This window comes from Ruegeria sp. CDSC025, assembly GCF_059610805.1.
The window spans coordinates 309,166-328,991 of record NZ_JBXWOJ010000003.1; the positions used below are offsets into that span (position 1 = coordinate 309,166).

The window sequence follows — 19,826 nt, forward strand, 5'->3', positions numbered from 1 at the left end:
CGAAACCGAAAACGCGCTTTGCTGTTTGGTTCTAACGGAATATCATTCTTAAAAAAACTATTATCAGGCCAACCCCCGGCCCGGAGGCAGCATGCGTCTTACTTGTCCCAACTGCAGTGCCCAATACGAGGTGCCAGACGAGGTCATTCCAGAGGAAGGCCGCGATGTTCAGTGTTCGAATTGCGAGAAAACGTGGTTCCAGGCCAAACATCCGGCGGATCCAACCGTTGAGCAACCTGCAGATGAAACGACTGCCGAGGATAAGGCTGTTCCACCGGCGGAGCCAGAAACCGCCGACCAGACCGAGCCCGAGCCCGAAACCCCACCAAAGGATGGTGCGCCGGTCAGCAATGTGGATCCTTCGGTCGCCGATATTCTGAAGGAAGAAGCCGCACGCGAAGCCGAATTGCGGGCCCAGGAAGGCAGCAGCCTTGAAAGCCAGCCTGATCTTGCTCTTGATCCACCTTCCGAGCCGGAACCAGACCCCGAACAGGCGGTCAAGGAACTGACAGCTACAGAAACCGCTAAAGATTCCGGGCAAGGTGACACCCTGCCCGATGTCGAGACGATCAATTCCGGATTCCGCGGCGACGCCTCTGCAGATGCGCCCGAGGTATCAGCGCCTGCGCCCCGCAAATCCGGTGGCTTTCTGCGTGGGTTCGCTCTGATCTTGATACTTGGTGTGATCCTGTTCCTGATCTACGGCAATGCTCCGCAAATCAGTGAGGCTGTTCCTCAGGCGGATGCAGTTCTCAAACCTTATGTGTCTTTGGTGGATCAAGCCCGGCTTTGGCTGGATACCCAGGCTGGCGCTTCTCAGAACTGATCAGAACCGTTCAAGCAGGCGCTTGAGATATTCCAATTCAATCTCGGGACGTTCAGATTCACCGGTCCGGCGGCGAATTTCGTCCAGCAACTCGCGGGCACGGCGATAGACGTCCTCACCCTGCAGCAGGCTCTCATCGGTTGACATCGACCCGTTTGCCCCAGGGTTGCGGCCCAGTGGATCGCGGTTGTTGGCCTGCATATCGCCTTCCTGGCTGCCTTGACCTGGTTGATTCTGCTGGTTCTGGGCCAAGGCCTCACCTAACGAGCGCATCCCTTCCCGCAGCGCATCCATCGCTTCGGACTGGTTGTCGATAGCATCAGCCAGCTCGTCATTCCGCAGAGCCTGCTCAGCCTCATTCATGGCGCGGCCAGCGCGCCCAAGCGCATCACGGGCGGCTTCGCCTTCCGGGGTACCGGCACCGGGCAGGTTTTGTTGCTGGCGGCCCAGCTCATCGCGCAGGGCCTGTTGACGATCGGCCAGCGAACCCTGACCCTGCTGACCTTCATCAGCCTGGTCCGCACCCTGCCCCTGTCCGCCCTGGCCTTCGTGGCTCTGACCACGGCCCTGACCGCCATTGCGGCCCTGATTGCCCTGGTTTTCACCAGTCTGCGCACCGGGATTGAACTGCTCTTGCAGATCGCGGAAAGCCTGATCGCTCAGCCCCTGTTGATCGCGCAATGTCTCTGCCAAACCCTCCATCGCCTGTTGGCCTTCGGATTGCTGACCTTGACCCTGACCTTGCGTGACGCGCATGTTCTCCATCATCTGCTGGAATTCCTCCAGCGCCTGCTGCGCCTCGGCCATACGGCCCTGCTCCATCAGATCCTGAATTCGATCCATCATCCGTTGCAGATCATCCTGCGTCATCTGCAAGGATTCTCCGTCTTGCCCCTGCTGACCTTCTTCACCGTTCTGCTCTGCCAACCGCTGTAACTGTTGCAGGTAGTCCTGGGTGGCCTCGCGCAGCTCTTGCATCAGCTCAGCGATCTCTTCGTCGCTTGCCCCGTTCTGCATCGCCTCCGTCAGGCGCTCCTGCGCCCGGCGCATCCGCTCAAGAGCGTCGGCAAGCGTACCGTCCTCGATCAATACGGCCAGCTTCCATAGTGAGGCCGCGATTTCTTCCTGCTGCGTCGGCTTCAACCCGTATTCGGTAAATGTCTCAAGCCGCCGAAGTGTCACCCGCAGGCGTAAATAGGCCGTATCCGAGCGGAACAGGTCCTCGGGCAGATACGATACCGCCCGCAGAATCTGAGATACCCGTTTCGCGTTGTCCCGTGACCACAGCAGATCGCGCCGCTGTTCAACGATCGCAGCCGCCAGCGGATCAAAGAACCGACGCGCCGGAAGTGCTGTTGTATAGGGTTCAGACTGCCCTTGCTGATCGGCAGCATCACGCGCCATCAAAGTGATCTTTACTGGCAGATGCGCCCAGGGATGTTGTGAGAAATCCTCGATCAGATTCTCGGTGAAATCGGCCCGGTCGCCTGTAATGGGCATCGGTAACTCAACCTCGATCACCTCACGCGGTTCTGGAATCGCCATCAGACCATAGCGGCGATCAATTGCATCCAGATCCAGTTCGATCAGGGCAGAGCCTGTTATCACACCGTAATCATCTTTGGCCGCAAAGGGCAGTTTCATCTGGCCGCCTGCTTCGGATTTGGCAACGTCCGACACGGTGATCTGCGGAGACGTATCTGCGATCACTTCCAACGCCCAATCGCGCCCGGAAGGCCCGTCTATCGTCATTTGGCCCGAACGTTCGACAACAAATTCCTGTTCAGGGTCGGTGACCGCTTCCGTGCCCAGCGGTGTCGAGGTTTCGGTCAAGCTGTGCGCACCGACCTCGCCGTAGAATCGCAATGTGATGCGGCTGCCTTGCGGGACCGAAAGTGTCGGGTCGGATTGATCCGCCAGATAGAGCGTTGGCAAGCCGGTATAGCGTGGCGGCTCGACCCAGCCTTCCCAACTTGGTCCCTGACCGGCAACGGCTGCACCCGGTGTCATCTCTGTCACGGATCCTATGCGCCAGAAAGAGCCGAAAAGCACTGCAATCACCAGCGCCAGCAAAGCTATGAACCGCAGAGCATAGGGGTCGCGGTCGGCCAGTCGGAGATCGGGCTTTACCGGCGCAGCCTGTGCGGCACGTTCCGCCATACGCGCCTGATGAGCCCGCCACAGGGCCACAGAATCAGCATCCATCGCGCCGATGGCCTGTTCATCCATCAGAGCCTGGATAGGACGCCCTGGCAGGGTCTCATCCATCCGGATCAACGCTTCGTTTCGTGTCGGGATACGGAACCGCCGCGCGCCGTGGATCAGTGCAACCAACAGCCCAAACAACGCCGCCGACCCCGCGACCCAAACGGTTTCCACCCCGACATGGTCCTGCAGTCCGAGCATCAGCGCGGCCAACAGCGCCATGGAAATTGAGAAAAACGGCCAGAAAGACCGCCAAACCTGCTCGCTTAGCATCCCCACCTGCGTTAGCAGCAAAGACAATCTGGGGATCGGCAAGGTTTCTCTTGCGGTCAAGTCGGGCCTCCGTTCAGCGGCCCGCGCGTCTATTGCGTCAGAGCCACTCGGGTATGGTATCGCGGTTTATGATTTCGTCAAAGCTCGGACGTTCACGAATTACGGCAAATTGATCTCCGTGCACCAGAACTTCGGGTATCAGGGGCCGCGTGTTGTATTCGCTGGACATGACCGCGCCATAGGCCCCTGCGCTGCGAAAGGCGACCAGATCACCAGCACCCAGTGGCGGCATCTGCCGTTGCTTGGCAAATGTATCGCCGCTTTCGCAAACCGGACCGACGATATCATAGGGTTGCTGTTCCGTGCCCGGCACGGGTTCGATCACCGGTACGATATCGTGATAGGCTTCGTACATGGCCGGGCGGATCAGGTCGTTCATGGCACCGTCGAGGATCAGGAAATCCCGGCCCTCGCCGGATTTCACATAAATCACTTTGCTGACCATCAAACCAGCATTACCGGCAATCAGGCGGCCCGGCTCTATTTCGATTTCGCATCCCAGATGACCCAGAGTGTCTTTGATCAGCGCACCGTATTCCAAAGGCAGCGGCGGCGCGTCGTTCGAGCGCGCATAGGGAATGCCCAGCCCCCCACCCAGATCAAGGCGGCGAATATTGTGACCCTCATTGCGCAGCGTCTCAGTCAGCTCAGCAACCTTCTGATAGGCCAATGCAAAAGGCTCCAGCTCGGTCAGTTGCGAGCCGATATGGACGTCGATGCCAATGACCTCCAGCCCGGGCAGGCTGGCAGCGTGGGCATAGACTTCTGACGCACGGGCGATCGGAATGCCGAATTTATTCTCGGATTTTCCGGTGGCGATTTTGGCATGGGTCTTGGCGTCCACATCCGGATTTACCCTAACGGTGATCGGAGCAACGACGCCCAAATCAAGCGCAACGGCGTTGATCACCTCCATCTCGGGTTCGGATTCCACGTTGAACTGACGAATGCCACCGGTCAGAGCAGTGCGAATTTCTTCGGCTGTTTTGCCAACGCCCGAAAACACGATCTTATCGCCGGGCACTCCGGCAGCTTTGGCCCGCAGGTATTCCCCACCCGAAACAACGTCCATCCCCGCGCCTGCCTCGGCCAGCGTCTTCAGGATGGCCTGATTGCTGGCGGCCTTCATCGCATAACATACGAGGTGGTCGGTCCCGTCCAACGCCTCATCGAACAGCTGGAAATGACGCAGCAGCGTCGCCGTCGAATAGACGTAAAAGGGTGTCCCAACCGCAGCTGCGATTTCGGAGATCGGGACATCCTCGGCGTAAAGCGCGCCGTCGCGGTAAAGAAAGTGATCCATAAAGACGCGCTTAGACCAAAATGCCCCGGCGGATCAATGGATTCTACGCAAACAGGGGTGTCGCGTCATTCAATATGCGAAACGCCGACCCGCCCATAACCGGATATCGAAATTCCAGATCCGCCGGATTGGGGTTCGGGATCGGGTCGCGGTTTATAGGATGGGTCGCAAGCCGCAAGAATGGCGAGGCCAAAGAACAGGCCTAGAATCTTCATATTCATTTCTTTTTCCAAGGTTTACGGCCGAGCGTCATTGATCGGCCTGAAATGGGAACTGAGTGCTGAAACTGCAACTCGGGAAACACTACCGCCCGAGAAAAACGCTCAGGGGGCCGCGTTGCAGGCCAACGCCGCCCCCGACATAGGCGCCGCTGGTGCCGACGCCGATATTGGCGCTCATCGTTGGTTGGATCGGTTCGCCATCCGCACCGCATCCGGCCAGGGTTACCCCTGCCAGCATCAACAGAGCCGCAGTCAGAATTCGCATTACACCAACGCCTTCCATCGCTTGACCTGAGCCCGCACCTGATCCGGTGCCGTGCCGCCGTAAGACTGGCGCGAGTTTACCGAATTTTGCACCGTAAGGACAGAAAAGACGTCATCGGTGATCTCCGCATGCACTGTTTGCATATCCGCAAGCGTCAGGTCCGGCAGGTCACAGCCCTTGCTTTCGGCCATGGCGACCAGCGATCCGGTAACGTGGTGCGCGTCGCGGAACGGCAGGCCCGGAACACGGACCAGCCAGTCGGCCAGATCGGTCGCGGTCGAAAAACCAGACCCTGCGGCGGCAGCAAGGCTTTCGCGGTTGGCCGTCATGTCCTTGACCATGCCTTCCATCGCGGCCAGAGCCAGCATCCAGTTGTCGGCGGCGTCAAAGACCTGTTCCTTGTCTTCCTGCATGTCCTTGGAATACGCCAGCGGCAATCCCTTCATGACCATCATCAGCGCTGTATTGGCGCCGTAGATCCGCCCCACCTTGGCACGGATTAGTTCGGCGGCATCAGGGTTCTTTTTCTGTGGCATGATCGACGAACCGGTCGAGAACCGATCAGACAGCGTAACAAACCGGAACTGGGCCGACGACCAGATCACCAGTTCCTCGGCAAAGCGCGACAGGTGTACAGCGCAGATTGAGGCGGTCGACAGAAACTCCAGCGCGAAATCACGGTCGCTGACGGCGTCCAGCGAGTTGGCGGCAGGGCGGTCAAAGCCCAGCGCCTCAGCCGTCATCTGACGATCGATGGGAAAGGACGTTCCAGCCAGGGCGGCGGCACCCAAGGGGGATTCGTTCATCCGAACACGTGCATCGCGGACACGGGACAGATCGCGGCCAAACATCTCGACATAGGCCATCATGTGATGGCCCCATGTGACGGGCTGCGCAACCTGCAGATGGGTAAAGCCGGGCATAACCCAATCAGCGCCAGCCTCAGCCTGCGCCAAAAGCGCGTGGATCAGGGCCAGCAGACCGGCATCGGCGGCATCGAACTGATCACGCACCCACAATTTGAAATCGGTCGCCACCTGATCATTGCGCGACCGGCCCGTGTGCAAACGGCCTGCAGGTTCGCCAATGATCTCTTTCAGGCGCGCCTCGACGTTCATGTGGATGTCTTCCAGCGCGGTCGAGAACTGAAACGCGCCGTTCTGGATTTCTGACAATACGGTGAGCAGCCCTTCCCGAATGGCCTCAGCATCACTATCAGTTATAACGCCCGTGGCAGCCAACATGGCGGCATGGGCGCGCGAGCCTGCAATGTCCTGGGCTGCCATCCGCTGATCGAACCCGATCGAGGCATTGATTGCCTCCATGATCGCGTCTGGACCGGCGGCAAAGCGGCCGCCCCACATCTGGTTCGAAGATTGATCGGTCATGTAAGAAAACCCGGAGTTGATATGCACCTATTTCGTCTGATCCCCCTTTATATGGCCCTTGCGCTAGGTGCAAACGCGGCTTTGGCCACAGATGCGGAAACTCTGGGTCCGCTGCGCGAAGGCACCCTGAAGCGGTTGATCCTGCACAAAGAGCCCAAACCGCACACCTTGGTCGAATTTCAGTTGGAAGATGACGGTGGCACCGCAACGCTTGCCGACTATCAGGGCAAATACGTTCTGCTGAACTTTTGGGCCACATGGTGCGCACCGTGCCGCAAGGAAATGCCTCAGATCGCCGAATTGCAGGCGGAATTCGGGGGTGACAAATTCGAAGTCCTGACATTGGCCACCGGGCGCAACTCACCCGCGGGGATCAAGAAGTTTTTCGAGGAAAACAACATCGAGAACCTGCCGCGCCATCAAGATCCAGGCTCGGCTGTGGCACGTGAGTTCGGTGTCATTGCCCTGCCAATCACGGTCATTCTTGACCCCGATGGCAATGAAATCGCCCGCCTGATCGGGGATGCCGAGTGGAATTCAGACAGTGCCAAGGCGATTATTGCGGCACTGGTCGCGGAAGAAAGCTAAGGTCGTTTTCCTGAAGTCCTGAATTTATGATAGCCTCCCCGTCGTTGTAACGAGGAGGCTTTCTTTATGAAGAACGTATTCACTCTGGCCATTGCTGCCTGTCTGGTTTTGGGCTCGGCATTGGTTGCCGAGGCCAAAGACATCAAGAAAGAACAAGATTTTCTGAATGCTGTCGCCGGTAAGAAACTGGTGGATGGCGGCACCTGGGTGCTTATTTCACCCGACGGGAAGATTTCCGGGCAAACCAGCGACAAGGTCAAATTCTCGGGCGCATGGGCCTGGAACAAAAGGTTTTGGTGCCGAACGCTTGTTGTTGGCGGAAATCAGATCCCGCAGGATTGCCAGAAAGTAACGTTAGAAGGGAACCAGGTTACCTTTACCCGCAACAAGGGCAAGGGTGATTCCGGGGGGACCTATACGATTTCCAACTGACCTCTTTGCACGGGTACCGTGATCCCCAACCGGTGCTTCAGGTCGAATTTCAGCTTACGCGACGCCACCTTTGACAGCCAAGCCTCCGCTTTGCAGTTTGTGGGTCAGGAGGAAGTCATGCCGCTGGAGATATTGTTAGTTCTGGTCATCGGGGGGATAGGCGGAATTACTATTCTGCTGCATCTAACTGGCCGTTCGCGGCAGTTTGCCCTGACACTTGATCTGGCGCGCGCGCAATGGTCGCGCCATTTCCCAGATGACGTGATCGCAGATGTAACCGTAGCGCATGACCAACGTTCCGCGCTGATCCGAACCACAACCGGTTCGGGCCTTTTGTGGTCGTTCGGCGCGGATACCGTGGCCCGCCACCTGCAGGATTATGACTGGATCGAGCATCCGGACGGATTCGAAGTTCAGTTTCATGATTTCGGAACCCCCTCAACCCGCATCCACCTCGATGACATCGAACGCGCCCACTGGCGACACCTGATGGAGCCCGCATGACCGACCAGATTTCCTTTCCCGATGCCGTGCAATGGGCAGTCCCGTTCTTTATTGCCGCAATTCTGGCCGAGTTCGTCTGGATCGCTTTCAAAGGCCGGGGCGGGCGCTATGAAACGCGGGATGCGGTCACCTCGCTGATCATGGGCGCGGGCAATATTGCCTCGGGGTTTCTGCTCGGTTTCATCGCCTACGGGTTCTTTATGTGGTTGTGGCAGATTACTCCGCTGAACCTGGGCACCTCGATCCCGGTGATTGTCCTGTGCTTTTTGCTGGACGATTTGCGTTACTATTGGGTGCATCGGTTCGGGCATCGCATCCGTTGGGTCTGGGCCAGCCATGTGAACCATCATAGCTCTCAGCATTACAACCTGACCACAGCGTTGCGTCAGACCTGGACTTATACATTCACCTTCATGATGGTCGTGCGCGCGCCGCTGATCCTGCTGGGGTTTCATCCGGCAATGGTTCTGTTTGTCGGCGGTCTGAACCTGATCTATCAGTTCTGGATTCACACCGAGGCCATCGGCAAGATGCCCCGCTGGTTCGAGGCGGTTATGAACACCCCCAGCCACCACCGCGCCCATCATGGCCGCAACGCGCGCTATCTGGATTGCAACTATGCTGGCGTGTTCATCATCTGGGACAAGATGTTCGGCACCTTTGTGCCAGAGCAGGTCGATGACAAGGTCGACTATGGGTTGGTTCACAATATCGGAACCTTCAACCCGTTGCGCGTCGCTTTTCACGAATGGGTCGGAATCTGGCAGGATGCCACGCAATCGGGGCTAACTTTGCGCCAGCGGTTGGCCTATTGCTTTGCCCCACCCGGTTACAGCCATGACGGCAGCCGGGATAGCTCGGAGCAGATCAAAGCCAAGCATATCTCGCGCAACCCCAGGGATCGAGGGACGCCTGGATTTGAGCATTTTGAGACCGAAACGCACAAATCCGAAGCAAAACAAGCTTGAATCCGCCGGTCATGTGCTGATTTTGTTGAAAATTAGCTTAGCCTGCACATATCCAAACGATGTGCATTACGAGTGACCGGAGATTATCATGACCCGTTGGACAACATTTTCCACAGTTTTAGGACTGATAGGCCTGCTTGTCGCAATGCTGACAGCGCTGGCCGCCGGGACCGCAACGCTGATCGCGTTTGGACTGGCCATGATGGTGCTGGGTTTTACGGGTGCAGTTATTGGTGCCGCGAGATCTCTGGGACGTGTTCTGGACGCAGCCCGCTGACATTTTCATTTCCATTAACCGCAGATTCACATCTTTGCTCTGAAATTGGATCCTGACCGACGACGGTAGGGAAGCGATTTCGATCATGCGGGACAGGAAACTGGCAGATTTACCCGAAGGATCAGACAGCCCGTTAAACGCGGCTGTGCTGTCGCGCGACAACTCAACGATCCAGATGGCTACGGATGCTGTCAAACACAAACAGTGCAAACTGGCCTTTCAACCGGTCATGCAGGCTAACGCGCCACATGGTATCGCCTTCTACGAGGGCTTCATCCGGGTGCTGGACGAAACCGGTCGTGTCATCCCGGCACGCGAGTTTATGCCTCAGCTTGAAAACACCCCGATTGGCCGCGAATTGGACTGCATCGCGCTTGAAATGGGCCTGCGCACATTGGCACGCACCCCGGACATCCGCATGTCGATCAATATGTCCGCACGGTCGATCGGATATGGACGTTGGTCGCGTGTTCTTGACCGGTTCATGAAAAAAGATGCCAGTATCGGTGAAAGGCTGATCCTTGAAATTTCCGAAAGTTCGGCCATGACCGTGCCGGAACTCGTGGTCGATTTCATGGACCGGTTGCAACCACGTGGCGTTGCATTTGCGCTGGATGATTTTGGGGCCAGCAATTTCTGCTTCCGCCATTTCCGCGAGTTTCTTTTTGATGCCGCCAAGATTGATGGCCAGTTCATCCGCGGCATCAGTGAAAACCCGGATAATCAGGCGCTGGTTCGTGCCCTGATCGCAGTTGCAAGAGAATTTGAGATTCTGGTCACGGCCGAATCGGTCGAAACCAAGGCGGATGCTGAGTTTTTGGCGGCCAATGGCGTCGATTGTCTGCAAGGATTTCTGTTCGGCGCACCTACGGTTTCTGCGCCCTGGAAAACGGAAAACGAACAGAAATCGGCGGGTTAACCCCAAAAAACTAGGGACCTTGGGTCCTGAGACAAGCTGCCCGTTGCTGCAAATGCAGCATTGCGCTATTGCAGTGATACTTGAGCGGGGGATTACGGGGCGCTCTTGTTGCGGGGGGAACCTCTCGACCTGCGCCGTCAGACATTCCGCCGGACCATGACGGTAAAGGACTGATCATAATGACCAATGTAGTTATCGCATCCGCCGCACGTACAGGCGTCGGCAGCTTTGGTGGTTCGTTTGCGAACACCGCAGCCCATGATTTGGGCACAGCCGTTCTTGAAGCCGTTGTAGAACGCGCCGGAATCGAAAAAGGCGAAGTCAGCGAGACAATTTTGGGTCAGGTTCTGACCGCAGCCCAGGGTCAGAACCCGGCGCGTCAGGCACATATCAACGCCGGTCTGCCGCAAGAAAGCGCGGCCTGGGGCATCAACCAGGTCTGCGGATCCGGCCTGCGCGCCGTGGCACTGGGCGCACAGCATATCCAACTGGGCGATGCTGATATCGTCGCTGCTGGCGGACAAGAGAACATGACCCTGTCGCCCCATGCCGCCGCTCTGCGCGCCGGACAAAAGATGGGCGACATGAAGTATATCGACACAATGATCCGCGATGGACTGTGGGATGCGTTCAACGGGTATCACATGGGTCAAACCGCCGAAAACGTTGCTGAAAAGTGGCAGATCAGCCGCGATATGCAGGATGAATTCGCCGTCGCAAGTCAGAACAAGGCCGAAGCTGCGCAGAAGGCAGGCAAATTCGCCGATGAGATCACCCCCTTTACCATCAAGACCCGCAAGGGTGACATCGTGATGGACAAGGACGAATACATCCGCCACGGCGCAACCATGGAAGCCATGGCCAAACTGCGCCCGGCTTTTGCTAAGGACGGATCGGTCACCGCCGCCAATGCCTCGGGCCTGAACGACGGCGCGGCTGCGACCCTGCTGATGTCGGCGGCAAATGCCGAAAAGCGCGGGATTGAGCCTCTGGCGCGGATTGCATCTTATGCTACCGCTGGTCTGGACCCGTCGATTATGGGCGTCGGCCCGATCTATGCCTCGCGCAAGGCGCTGGAAAAGGCGGGCTGGTCGGTTGACGATCTGGATCTGATCGAAGCCAACGAAGCCTTTGCAGCACAAGCTTGTGCAGTGAACAAAGACATGGGCTGGGACCCGTCCATCGTGAACGTCAATGGCGGCGCCATTGCCATCGGTCACCCGATCGGCGCCTCGGGCTGCCGCGTTCTGAACACTCTGTTGTTCGAAATGAAGCGGCGGGACGCGAAAAAAGGTCTGGCGACTCTGTGCATCGGTGGCGGCATGGGCGTCGCCCTATGTGTCGAGCGCGACTGATCTAACAATGCCTTCTCGGCCCACTCTTATTTCGGCCCTTGTGATTTGCTTTGCAGGGGCCGCAGACGCACAGAACCGTCAACCGCTTTCGACCAGCCTGACGGAGTGCAGCGTCATCTTTACAGAGCTGGCCGAGCTGAGAGCACGCCGGAACAAGGACCAAACAACCACAGACGCCGCGCTTGCCAGCGCGGCGTTATTCGTTGTGGAAGCTCGTGATCAGGCCGCAATGGAAGGCATTAAGAACCCCTACAAACACATCCAGTCCGCGCAGGTTCGATTGTCCGAGACATGGCACGTTCGCTTTGGCAATTTGGCTCTGCTGAAGGAAAATAGGGACTGGATCGACTATTGCCGTGCATTGGGTAAAGATCGTGGCCTCACACTACCCTGAGGCGAAACCAAAAACCCCAGCGCTGCGGCAACTTGCCTGCGCAATATTGTTGCGCTGGCTGGTTCGGAATAGTAACAGCATTACCAAGACGACATAAATTGGAGGATTCCTAAATGGCACGAACAGCACTCGTCACCGGCGGTTCCCGCGGCATTGGCGCAGCAATTTCCAAGGCGCTTAAGGCCGAAGGGTACAATGTTGCAGCCACCTACGCGGGGAACGACGAAGCCGCCGCGAATTTCACCGACGAGACCGGAATCGCCACCTACAAATGGAACGTTGCGGATTATGACGAATCCAAAGCGGGCATCGAAAAGGTCGAAGCCGAGATTGGCCCGATCGACATCGTTGTTGCCAATGCCGGCATCACCAAGGACGCCCCATTCCACAAAATGACACCCGAGCAGTGGCATCAGGTGATCGACACCAACCTGACCGGCGTATTCAACACCGTTCACCCGGTTTGGCCTGGCATGCGTGAGCGCAAGTTTGGCCGTGTCATCGTCATCAGCTCGATCAACGGTCAAAAGGGTCAGTTCGCTCAGGTGAACTATGCCGCCACCAAGGCGGGCGATCTGGGAATCGTGAAGTCGCTGGCGCAGGAAGGCGCGCGCGCGGGCATCACCGCCAACGCTATCTGCCCTGGCTATATCGCAACCGAAATGGTCATGGCTGTCCCCGAGAAGGTTCGTGATTCCATTATCAGCCAGATTCCGGCGGGCCGACTGGGCGAACCGGAAGAGATCGCACGCTGCGTTGCTTTCCTGGCCTCTGAAGACTCGCAATTCATCAACGGATCGACTATCTCGGCCAATGGTGCTCAGTTCTTCGCCTAAGTTGGCTGTCAAAATGCAAGCGGGCCGGTTCTAAGCAGAACCGGCCCTTCTTTTATCCCGTAAGACCGCGCGCGCTGCGATCAGCGGGAACCGAAAATCCACTTCAACACATTCAGAACCGCTTTGCCCCGCGCCTCATGCGCGCGCAGAATCGCCGATTGTGCAGCTGGATTTGTTGTCATCTCAATCATGGCAGCCTCTCAGTTCAAAACAGTTTTCCTTGACTTATGAGCAATATGAACTCTAGTTGGCAAAGCCGCAAACGAGCTTTTTTGAACATTCAGTTAAGAATTTCTATACTATGAGCGACTACCTGCCGCCTTTGACCGCTTTGCGTGCCTTTAATGCCGCCGCCCGGCACATGTCTTTTGCCAAAGCCGCGGCAGAGCTGCATGTAACGCCTGCGGCCCTGTCCTTTCAGATCAAATCCCTTGAGGAGCATTTGGGCCGCCCTCTGTTTCACCGCCTGAACCGCGCGGTGGAGCTGACAGAGGCTGGGCGCACCCTGGCCCCGGGCGCCGCGGATGGATTTGCCACGTTACAAGCCGCATGGCGCGCCGTGAGCAGACAGGGTGACGACACTAGCCTGACCGTCACAGCGGGCCCTGCCCTGACGGCCAAATGGCTGGCGCCCCGCCTGTACGAATTTGCCCGCGCACATCCCGAAATAGATCTGAAATTCTCGGCCACGTTACGCATCATCGACCTTGAACGGGATGATGTGGATGTGGCCATCCGATTTGGCGAAGGTGCGGATAAGGGGCTGTATTCCGTGCCAGTGCGCCGGGAATGGCTGACGCCGGTCATGACGCCCGAGCTCGCCCGCCAGTTCACCACGCCGGAAAGCCTGCGGGATGCACCGTTGATCCATGACGCCTCGATCCGCTTTCTGACCCCACCCAGTGATTGGCCCGCCTGGTTCAGGGCCGTGGGCATCGCACATACCCCGACCCATGGTGCCGAGTTTTCGAACGCCGATCACGCAATTGACGCGGCTGTTGCGGGCGTTGGCGTCGCGCTTGGCCGCCGGGCCATGATCCTGAAAGATCTGACCGAAGGCACGCTGGTCGCACCTTTCAAGACCGCCATCGAAACAAAGGGGCGCTTTCGCTTCCTGTGCCTCTCGGGGGCCGAGAACCGCCCTCAGATTGCGGCGTTTCGGGATTGGTTTCTGGCCGAGATTGAAAAGACCGCACATATATCCGATGAGTTCGACATCATTCCAGTCGAGGACCTGTCAGCCGCATGACCCGAAACCGCGCCACTACTATCGGTTTTGTCGCCGTTTTACTCTGGTCCCTTCTGGCCCTGTTCACCGTCGGCTCAGCCCCCGTTCCTGCGCTTTTGCTGAATACGATCTGTTTCTCGATCGGGGGGACGCTGGGGCTGATCTGGACCTGGGTCAATGGCGGGCTGGGGCAGCTGCGGACCGTGCGTTGGACCACCTATCTGTTTGGCACCATCGGGTTGTTTGGCTATCACGCACTCTACTTCTCGGCCCTGCGCATGGCCCCTGCAGCCGAGGCCGGGCTGATTGCCTATCTCTGGCCCCTGTTGATTGTGCTGTTCTCAGGCTTGCTACCGGGCGAGCATCTGCGTGCAGGGCACCTGATCGGAGCCTGCCTGGGCTTTGCTGGGGCCGCTGTGATCATCGCCGGGGGTGGTGGCGCAGGATTTCAGGCCAGCCACCTACCCGGTTACGGGCTGGCGCTGCTGTGTGCTCTGACCTGGTCGGGCTATTCCGTTATGTCCCGTCGTCTTGGGGATACGCCCACAAGCTCTGTCGCTGTGTTCTGCATCTTTACCGCCATCGCCTCGGGTGGTCTGCATCTAGCCATCGAAGAAACCGTTTGGCCGGACACGGCCTTTGGCTGGGCCTCGATCGCGGCACTTGGGCTGGGGCCTGTTGGTCTGGCGTTCTATGTCTGGGATATCGGGGTCAAACAAGGCGACATTCAGATTCTTGGCACCGCGTCTTATGCAGCGCCCCTGTTGTCTACCGTCGTTTTGGTGGTTGCTGGGATCGCAGCCCCATCCTGGGGCCTGGCAATCGCAGCCGTCCTGGTCACCGGCGGCGCGGCCATCGCCGCGCGCGCCAGCCTTAAAAGTTAACTGGAAAGTCGCTCTATCTCTTCCTTAAGCCTTAGCTTCTGTTTCTTGAGTTGAGCGATATGGAGATCGTCGATGCCTGGCGCGCGCTGGGCTTGTTCTACTTCGAGACCGAGAGTTTCGTGCTTCTTCTTCAGTTCCGTCAGATGTGCGCTCACGCTCATGGCGATACTCCTTCATTGGTGTCTCTGAATAACGTAGGAAGTTGAGCACATCGTTTCCAGCCTGTCACGCTGCAGACGCACAGATTCTATAATAAATCTGACAAATTCGGCTGGTTGGCGCCTATTGATCCGAAAACCCGTTCAGCGCAGCACCGTCGCGCAAAACGGACGATATCTGAGAGGTATAGCTTTCGCCGTCTTTTTCGTGGCGCACACCCTTGTGCAAAATCAGCGGGGCATGCAGTTGAAACGCAGCCCGACCGCCTTTTCTGGCCCTAATGATCACCAATTCAGCCTTCCGACCTGCCCGCGCGGCCAGAGGCAGAACCTCGACTGAGCCAAGCCGCCCCGCACAGGCTGACAGCATGTCGGGTAACCGATCGGCCTTTTGGATCATGTGCAGATAGCCCCGCGGTGCAAGGCGCTTTGCCGCACAATCGAACCAATCGCGCAACGGTGTATCCTCGCCCAAGGCAATTCCGCGACCCGAGTCCGCCGCAGGGCTGTGGGCACCGGCCAAGTAATAGGGCGGATTCGCAATCACATGATCGAACTGCTGTTGTTTCAGTTCAGCGGGCAGTTTGCTCAGATCGGCCTGCACCACTGTCAGCGCCTGCGCATTCTGATCCGCGTTGCGGGTGGCCAGATCGGCATAGGGCGATTGCAGCTCAACACCCGTGGCGTTCAATCCCGGCACGCGCGCCATCAGGCACAAGATGGCGGCACCAGCGCCACATCCCAGCTCCAGCACGGATTGCCCAGCCTTGGCCGGTACCGCTGCCGCCAGCAAGACAGGATCGACCCCGGCGCGATAGCCGGACAGGGGCTGCCAAAGCCGAACGCGCCCATTCAGAAAGTCGTTCAAACTTAGCTCTGGGTCAGTGAATTGCGTCATCGGCCCAGCGGGATCTCGTTGTCGCGCATCACCCGTTCAGCGCGGGTCAAATCATCGGTCCGCACCATAAGGCGCCGGGGGAAAATACCAATGCCGCCTTCTAGGATGCTCATATTTACGTCCATCTGAAAGCAGTCTATATCCTCGCCCTGAAGAAGGGCGGATGCAAAGGCCAGGATCGTCGGATCGGTGCTGCGCAAAAGTTCTTTCATGGGGATGGATGTAAGGGCAAGGTGAGGCGGAAGTCGAGCCTTGTATCAGGAGTGTGATGAACATCAGCACAGTCTCAAAACCGCATGAGCGGCTGGCCGAGATTCTTTCGGGTGAAATGGACGCAGTCAATGACCTGATACGCACGCGCATGGCCTCAGAACACGCGCCTCGCATTCCCGAAGTCACCGCACATTTGGTCGAAGCGGGTGGCAAGCGCCTGCGTCCGATGCTGACACTGGCCGCGGCGCGGCTGTTCGACTATGCTGGCGACCATCATTTGCGTCTGGCGGCAACGGTTGAGTTCATCCACACCGCGACCCTGTTGCATGACGATGTTGTCGACGAAAGCGCACAAAGGCGCGGACGGCCAACAGCGAATCTGCTTTGGGATAACAAATCCAGCGTTCTGGTTGGGGATTACCTGTTCTCACGCAGCTTCCAGCTTATGGTCGAGACCGGGTCTCTTAGGGTTCTGGACATCCTTGCCAATGCGTCTGCCACGATCGCCGAGGGCGAAGTGCTTCAGATGACTGCTGCAACCGATCTGGGCACGGATGAGGCCATCTATCTTCAGGTTGTGCGCGGCAAGACCGCAGCCTTGTTCTCAGCCGCAACCGAGGTGGGCGGGGTCATCGCCCAAGCGTCAGAAGCCCAGGTCAAGGCGCTCTTCGATTATGGCGATGCGCTGGGGATTGCCTTCCAGATCGCTGATGACCTGCTGGATTATCAGGGCGACAGCAAAGCGACCGGCAAGAATGTCGGCGACGACTTCCGCGAGCGTAAGCTGACGCTGCCGGTGATCAAGGCCGTGGCGCAGGCCACGCCTGAAGAACGCGCGTTTTGGCAGCGCACCATAGGTAAGGGTCGTCAGGAAAGCGGTGATCTCGAAACCGCTCTTGGTCTTATGGGCAAATACGGTACGCTTGCTGCGACGCGCAAAGATGCGCTTGGCTGGGCCAATAAGGCCAAGGCGTCGCTGACCATCCTACCCGATCATGAGATCCGTACCCTGCTGAGTGACCTCGCCGATTTCGTCGTCGCGCGCCTTAGTTAAGCTGCACCGCCCGGCACCACCAATCGGGATGGGCTGCGCCGATCTCATAGGCGGCGAAATGGGCGGCCTTCATCGTGGGGTACAGTGCGAAGCAGGTCGATCCTGACCCTGACATGCGCGACAACAGCGTCTTTTTTGTATCCTTTAGTGCGTCCAGCACCTGCGCGACGTCGGGGGCCAGCGATGTGGTTGGACCTTCCAGGTCGTTTCGCTGTTTCCCCAGCCATTCGGCACAATCCTGAGGCCCCTCAAATACCGGGATATCCTCTGCCATGGGCGGGTTTTCCCTGCATTGCAAAGCCGCGAAAATAGCAGGGGTTGGAACCTCTACGCCCGGGTTGACCAACAAGGCCGGTAGATGCGGGAGCGTGACAGGGTCCAAACGTTCTCCGATGCCGCGCATACGGCTGGAGCTGGCCGCCGTGCAAACAGGAACATCCGCCCCTAGGCGCAGCGCAGTTCCCGGCGGGATAGCTCCACCCTCATCTTCTATCATCCGCAAAGTTGCGGCGGCATCGGAAGAACCGCCTCCGATCCCGCCTCCATGCGGCAGCACTTTGTTCAGGTCAATATGCCCAGTCCAGCCTGCAGCCTCGGCGGCTTTCCACACCAGATTGCGACTATCGCTTGGCACACCCGCCGCATGTTCGCCGGTGATAGAGATCGACAGCGCCTCACCCGCGGTGAAATGCAGCGTATCGCCCAGATCGGCAAACACCACGAGCGAATCCAACAGGTGATAGCCGTCCACGCGCTGGCCGGTGACGTGCAAGGTAAGGTTGATCTTGGCGGGCGCGAAAGCCTTAGCCTTCATTGGCGACCTTCAGCGGCGCGGCACCTTCTTCGATCAGAACCTCGTCTAGCCCGACCTCGATCTTGCGGCGAATACGCTCGGGGTCAGCCTCACCATCGGCGTCTTCGAGGTCAATGAAAGACAATGCCCGCTTCCACTGGAACTCGGCTTCGCGTGCGCGGCCCACGGCCCAGTAAACGTCACCCAGGTGATCATTCACCACTGGGTCTACCGGCATCAGCTCGACGGCACGCTCCATATGCTCGACCGCCTCTTCATAGCGGCCCAGTCGAAACAGAACCCATCCCAAGCTGTCGACGATATAGCCGCTACCAGGGCGTGCGGCGACGGCGCGTTCGATCATGCCAAGCGCTTCGTCCAGATTTTCGCGCCGTTCTACAAGCGAATAACCCAGATAATTCAGGACCTGCGGTTGGTCGGGGTTAAGTTCTAGCGCACGGCGGAAATCGGCCTCAGCATTGTCCCACTGCTTTAGTCGCTCGTACGAGATACCACGGGCGTAGTGCAGGAACCAGTTGCCGCCACCATCAGCATCAATCAATTCAATCGCTGTGCTATAGGTTTCGACAGCCGCAGCATAGTTTTCTTCACGTCTTTGCAAATCAGCCAGCGCCACGTGAACACTTGGCAGATCCGGTCTCTGCGTCGCAAGGGTCTGCAAGACTTCTTCCGCCGCATCGGTTTTGCCTGCCGTGACAAGCACCTCGGCCCGGCCCAGTTCAGCAGCGTGATAGTCACTGCTGCTCGCGGGCACTTTGCGATAGGCTTCGACGGCAAGATCGTATTGCTCCAACTCGTCCAAAAGTTCGGCACTCAACAAGATTGCGTCCACGTGATCCGGGCGCAGAAAGGCTGCGACCTGCGCATAAAGCAGGACGTAATTCTCAGCCGCCTCACTGCTGAGCGCGGCTCCCACGGAAAAGAACACTTCTGCGATACCGTCCTGCGATGTGCGGACATGAGTAAAGGGCAGCGTTTCGCCAGCGCTCAGACGCGATTCGTACCCTTCAATCGAGGGATCAGAGCCGGACTCGAACACGTCATCCAGAAACTGCAGCGCATCCTCATTGCGGTCCAGCTGCGACAGAACCTCGGTCCGTGCCAGCGCTGCGCGGCGGGTAAATCGCGCCACAACACCGTTATCGGCCGCAAAGACTGCCTCGGCGCCTTCAAAGTCTCCGACCGAGGCCAGTGCCAGAGCTTTGTGGTATAGCGCGAACTCGCGCAGGCCTTCCTGCGCTGCAACTTGGTCAAACTGCTCCAGCGCGCTGGTCATCGCACCCTGGCCCATATGGGCCCAGCCCAATATTAACCCGTCAACCAGCGGCCCGACGCCTTGCGTTTCGGGGTCGCGGGCCAGCAGTTCATCCAGCTTGCCTTCAGCCACCAGATTAGCGGCAATCGCCATTTTCGCGGGCTGGTTGGGCAGGCCTAACTCTTCGATGGTTTGGGCAATCGGCAAAGCTCGCTTAACCTCGCCCAGCGACAAGCGCGCAACGACGACATTCTCCAGCAACCGGTCGTTTTGAGGATCTGCGCGCAATGCTTGCGCAAAGTATTTCTCAGCCGCCGTATAGTCGTCCTGAAAAATCGCCTGACGCCCGGCAAGATACGCACCGAACCCAGTGTCGGCATAAACCGGAATGGCGAATGACGTGGTAAACAGCACAGCCAGCGCTGTGCGACGAATGAGAAAAGTCACCAAATTCCTGCCTTGCGATTGTCGGTTGCGCAATAAGCTAGGGCTTTGACCAGAAAGAGGC

At 58.2% G+C, this 19,826-nt stretch carries 23 protein-coding genes; 13 read left to right on the forward strand and 10 right to left on the reverse strand.

What is annotated here, in order from left to right:
• Window positions 1-91 precede the first annotated feature (91 nt).
• Entirely contained in the window at window positions 92-826 is a 735-nt protein-coding gene (locus AC2FH8_RS06965; RefSeq protein ID WP_496676603.1) for a zinc-ribbon domain-containing protein, read from the forward strand.
• Here AC2FH8_RS06965 and AC2FH8_RS06970 read toward each other — a convergent pair whose 3' ends face one another.
• From AC2FH8_RS06970 to argH, 5 genes are all read right to left on the reverse strand, one after another.
• A complete protein-coding gene (locus tag AC2FH8_RS06970) occupies window positions 827-3,364 on the reverse strand; it encodes a TIGR02302 family protein (RefSeq protein WP_496689005.1) in 2,538 nt (845 codons plus the stop codon).
• 37 nt (window positions 3,365-3,401) lie between these two features.
• Window positions 3,402-4,667: a diaminopimelate decarboxylase gene (gene lysA / locus AC2FH8_RS06975; protein WP_496689007.1), complete on the reverse strand. Its 1,266-nt coding sequence runs from the start codon at window positions 4,665-4,667 to the stop codon at window positions 3,402-3,404.
• Between the two features lie 65 nt (window positions 4,668-4,732).
• Window positions 4,733-4,888 carry a hypothetical protein gene (locus AC2FH8_RS06980; RefSeq protein WP_185956656.1) on the reverse strand — a complete coding sequence of 52 codons (156 nt, stop codon included), beginning with the start codon at window positions 4,886-4,888 and terminating at the stop codon, window positions 4,733-4,735.
• A gap of 82 nt (window positions 4,889-4,970) precedes the next feature.
• Window positions 4,971-5,153, reverse strand: coding sequence for an argininosuccinate lyase (locus AC2FH8_RS06985; protein ID WP_142635440.1), 183 nt, complete (start codon window positions 5,151-5,153; stop codon window positions 4,971-4,973).
• Window positions 5,153-6,541 carry an argininosuccinate lyase gene (argH, locus tag AC2FH8_RS06990; RefSeq protein ID WP_496689009.1) on the reverse strand — a complete coding sequence of 463 codons (1,389 nt, stop codon included), beginning with the start codon at window positions 6,539-6,541 and terminating at the stop codon, window positions 5,153-5,155. The genes AC2FH8_RS06985 and argH overlap by 1 nt, the downstream gene beginning before the upstream one ends.
• 21 nt (window positions 6,542-6,562) lie before the next feature.
• Between argH and AC2FH8_RS06995 the strand changes: the two genes are divergently transcribed.
• From AC2FH8_RS06995 to yddG, 11 genes are all read left to right on the forward strand, one after another.
• Window positions 6,563-7,129, forward strand: a complete 567-nt coding sequence (locus AC2FH8_RS06995) for a TlpA disulfide reductase family protein (RefSeq protein ID WP_496689011.1) — start codon at window positions 6,563-6,565, stop codon at window positions 7,127-7,129.
• A 66-nt stretch (window positions 7,130-7,195) separates the two neighbouring features.
• Window positions 7,196-7,561, forward strand: coding sequence for a hypothetical protein (locus AC2FH8_RS07000; RefSeq protein ID WP_496689013.1), 366 nt, complete (start codon window positions 7,196-7,198; stop codon window positions 7,559-7,561).
• 117 nt (window positions 7,562-7,678) lie between these two features.
• The gene (locus AC2FH8_RS07005) at window positions 7,679-8,065 is read left to right on the forward strand and encodes a hypothetical protein (RefSeq protein WP_281995234.1); all 387 of its coding nucleotides are present in this window, start codon (window positions 7,679-7,681) and stop codon (window positions 8,063-8,065) included.
• Window positions 8,062-9,033 carry a sterol desaturase family protein gene (locus tag AC2FH8_RS07010; RefSeq protein ID WP_142635430.1) on the forward strand — a complete coding sequence of 324 codons (972 nt, stop codon included), beginning with the start codon at window positions 8,062-8,064 and terminating at the stop codon, window positions 9,031-9,033. The genes AC2FH8_RS07005 and AC2FH8_RS07010 overlap by 4 nt, the downstream gene beginning before the upstream one ends.
• An 88-nt stretch (window positions 9,034-9,121) precedes the next feature.
• The gene (locus AC2FH8_RS07015) at window positions 9,122-9,310 is read left to right on the forward strand and encodes a hypothetical protein (protein WP_281995235.1); all 189 of its coding nucleotides are present in this window, start codon (window positions 9,122-9,124) and stop codon (window positions 9,308-9,310) included.
• 85 nt (window positions 9,311-9,395) lie between these two features.
• Entirely contained in the window at window positions 9,396-10,229 is an 834-nt protein-coding gene (locus AC2FH8_RS07020) for an EAL domain-containing protein (protein ID WP_281995236.1), read from the forward strand.
• Between the two features lie 179 nt (window positions 10,230-10,408).
• The gene (locus tag AC2FH8_RS07025; RefSeq protein WP_142635424.1) at window positions 10,409-11,584 is read left to right on the forward strand and encodes an acetyl-CoA C-acetyltransferase; all 1,176 of its coding nucleotides are present in this window, start codon (window positions 10,409-10,411) and stop codon (window positions 11,582-11,584) included.
• Window positions 11,585-11,591: 7 nt separating this feature from the next.
• A complete protein-coding gene (locus AC2FH8_RS07030) occupies window positions 11,592-11,978 on the forward strand; it encodes a hypothetical protein (RefSeq protein ID WP_496689016.1) in 387 nt (128 codons plus the stop codon).
• Window positions 11,979-12,091: 113 nt separating this feature from the next.
• The gene (phbB, locus tag AC2FH8_RS07035) at window positions 12,092-12,814 is read left to right on the forward strand and encodes an acetoacetyl-CoA reductase (RefSeq protein ID WP_271948478.1); all 723 of its coding nucleotides are present in this window, start codon (window positions 12,092-12,094) and stop codon (window positions 12,812-12,814) included.
• A 301-nt stretch (window positions 12,815-13,115) separates the two neighbouring features.
• Window positions 13,116-14,063, forward strand: coding sequence for a transcriptional regulator GcvA (locus tag AC2FH8_RS07040; protein ID WP_496689018.1), 948 nt, complete (start codon window positions 13,116-13,118; stop codon window positions 14,061-14,063).
• A complete protein-coding gene (gene yddG, locus AC2FH8_RS07045) occupies window positions 14,060-14,926 on the forward strand; it encodes an aromatic amino acid exporter YddG (protein WP_496689020.1) in 867 nt (288 codons plus the stop codon). Before AC2FH8_RS07040 ends, yddG begins: the two co-directional genes overlap by 4 nt.
• Here yddG and AC2FH8_RS07050 read toward each other — a convergent pair.
• The 3 genes from AC2FH8_RS07050 to AC2FH8_RS07060 form a co-directional block, all read right to left on the reverse strand.
• On the reverse strand, window positions 14,923-15,087 hold the full coding sequence (locus AC2FH8_RS07050; protein WP_142635414.1) for a YdcH family protein: 165 nt from the start codon (window positions 15,085-15,087) through the stop codon (window positions 14,923-14,925). The two genes, yddG and AC2FH8_RS07050, sit on opposite strands and share 4 nt — an antisense overlap.
• A 121-nt stretch (window positions 15,088-15,208) precedes the next feature.
• Window positions 15,209-15,982: a tRNA1(Val) (adenine(37)-N6)-methyltransferase gene (locus AC2FH8_RS07055; RefSeq protein WP_496689021.1), complete on the reverse strand. Its 774-nt coding sequence runs from the start codon at window positions 15,980-15,982 to the stop codon at window positions 15,209-15,211.
• On the reverse strand, window positions 15,979-16,194 hold the full coding sequence (locus AC2FH8_RS07060) for a putative signal transducing protein (protein WP_142635410.1): 216 nt from the start codon (window positions 16,192-16,194) through the stop codon (window positions 15,979-15,981). The genes AC2FH8_RS07055 and AC2FH8_RS07060 overlap by 4 nt, the downstream gene beginning before the upstream one ends.
• A gap of 56 nt (window positions 16,195-16,250) precedes the next feature.
• On the opposite strand from AC2FH8_RS07060, the gene AC2FH8_RS07065 reads away from it, so the two are divergent.
• Window positions 16,251-17,249 carry a polyprenyl synthetase family protein gene (locus AC2FH8_RS07065; RefSeq protein ID WP_271948485.1) on the forward strand — a complete coding sequence of 333 codons (999 nt, stop codon included), beginning with the start codon at window positions 16,251-16,253 and terminating at the stop codon, window positions 17,247-17,249.
• Here AC2FH8_RS07065 and AC2FH8_RS07070 read toward each other — a convergent pair.
• Window positions 17,242-18,063 (reverse strand): 4-(cytidine 5'-diphospho)-2-C-methyl-D-erythritol kinase, encoded by an 822-nt coding sequence (locus tag AC2FH8_RS07070; protein ID WP_496689023.1) that lies wholly within the window; start codon window positions 18,061-18,063, stop codon window positions 17,242-17,244. The two genes, AC2FH8_RS07065 and AC2FH8_RS07070, sit on opposite strands and share 8 nt — an antisense overlap.
• Window positions 18,053-19,765 carry a tetratricopeptide repeat protein gene (locus tag AC2FH8_RS07075; RefSeq protein WP_496689025.1) on the reverse strand — a complete coding sequence of 571 codons (1,713 nt, stop codon included), beginning with the start codon at window positions 19,763-19,765 and terminating at the stop codon, window positions 18,053-18,055. Before AC2FH8_RS07075 ends, AC2FH8_RS07070 begins: the two co-directional genes overlap by 11 nt.
• Between the last annotated feature and the right edge of the window lie 61 nt (window positions 19,766-19,826).

Excerpts from the sequence above, each read along its gene's own strand:
- AC2FH8_RS06965 (WP_496676603.1), top strand. The coding sequence starts at position 92 with ATGCGTCTTACTTGTCCCAACTGCAGTGCCCAATACGAGGTGCCAGAC.
- lysA (WP_496689007.1), bottom strand. The coding sequence starts at position 4,667 with ATGGATCACTTTCTTTACCGCGACGGCGCGCTTTACGCCGAGGATGTC.
- AC2FH8_RS06980 (WP_185956656.1), bottom strand. The coding sequence starts at position 4,888 with ATGAATATGAAGATTCTAGGCCTGTTCTTTGGCCTCGCCATTCTTGCG.
- AC2FH8_RS06985 (WP_142635440.1), bottom strand. The coding sequence starts at position 5,153 with ATGCGAATTCTGACTGCGGCTCTGTTGATGCTGGCAGGGGTAACCCTG.
- argH (WP_496689009.1), bottom strand. The coding sequence starts at position 6,541 with ATGACCGATCAATCTTCGAACCAGATGTGGGGCGGCCGCTTTGCCGCC.
- AC2FH8_RS06995 (WP_496689011.1), top strand. The coding sequence starts at position 6,563 with ATGCACCTATTTCGTCTGATCCCCCTTTATATGGCCCTTGCGCTAGGT.
- AC2FH8_RS07000 (WP_496689013.1), top strand. The coding sequence starts at position 7,196 with ATGAAGAACGTATTCACTCTGGCCATTGCTGCCTGTCTGGTTTTGGGC.
- AC2FH8_RS07005 (WP_281995234.1), top strand. The coding sequence starts at position 7,679 with ATGCCGCTGGAGATATTGTTAGTTCTGGTCATCGGGGGGATAGGCGGA.
- AC2FH8_RS07010 (WP_142635430.1), top strand. The coding sequence starts at position 8,062 with ATGACCGACCAGATTTCCTTTCCCGATGCCGTGCAATGGGCAGTCCCG.
- AC2FH8_RS07015 (WP_281995235.1), top strand. The coding sequence starts at position 9,122 with ATGACCCGTTGGACAACATTTTCCACAGTTTTAGGACTGATAGGCCTG.
- AC2FH8_RS07020 (WP_281995236.1), top strand. The coding sequence starts at position 9,396 with ATGCGGGACAGGAAACTGGCAGATTTACCCGAAGGATCAGACAGCCCG.
- AC2FH8_RS07025 (WP_142635424.1), top strand. The coding sequence starts at position 10,409 with ATGACCAATGTAGTTATCGCATCCGCCGCACGTACAGGCGTCGGCAGC.
- AC2FH8_RS07030 (WP_496689016.1), top strand. The coding sequence starts at position 11,592 with ATGCCTTCTCGGCCCACTCTTATTTCGGCCCTTGTGATTTGCTTTGCA.
- phbB (WP_271948478.1), top strand. The coding sequence starts at position 12,092 with ATGGCACGAACAGCACTCGTCACCGGCGGTTCCCGCGGCATTGGCGCA.
- AC2FH8_RS07040 (WP_496689018.1), top strand. The coding sequence starts at position 13,116 with ATGAGCGACTACCTGCCGCCTTTGACCGCTTTGCGTGCCTTTAATGCC.
- yddG (WP_496689020.1), top strand. The coding sequence starts at position 14,060 with ATGACCCGAAACCGCGCCACTACTATCGGTTTTGTCGCCGTTTTACTC.
- AC2FH8_RS07050 (WP_142635414.1), bottom strand. The coding sequence starts at position 15,087 with ATGAGCGTGAGCGCACATCTGACGGAACTGAAGAAGAAGCACGAAACT.
- AC2FH8_RS07055 (WP_496689021.1), bottom strand. The coding sequence starts at position 15,982 with ATGACGCAATTCACTGACCCAGAGCTAAGTTTGAACGACTTTCTGAAT.
- AC2FH8_RS07060 (WP_142635410.1), bottom strand. The coding sequence starts at position 16,194 with ATGAAAGAACTTTTGCGCAGCACCGATCCGACGATCCTGGCCTTTGCA.
- AC2FH8_RS07065 (WP_271948485.1), top strand. The coding sequence starts at position 16,251 with ATGAACATCAGCACAGTCTCAAAACCGCATGAGCGGCTGGCCGAGATT.
- AC2FH8_RS07070 (WP_496689023.1), bottom strand. The coding sequence starts at position 18,063 with ATGAAGGCTAAGGCTTTCGCGCCCGCCAAGATCAACCTTACCTTGCAC.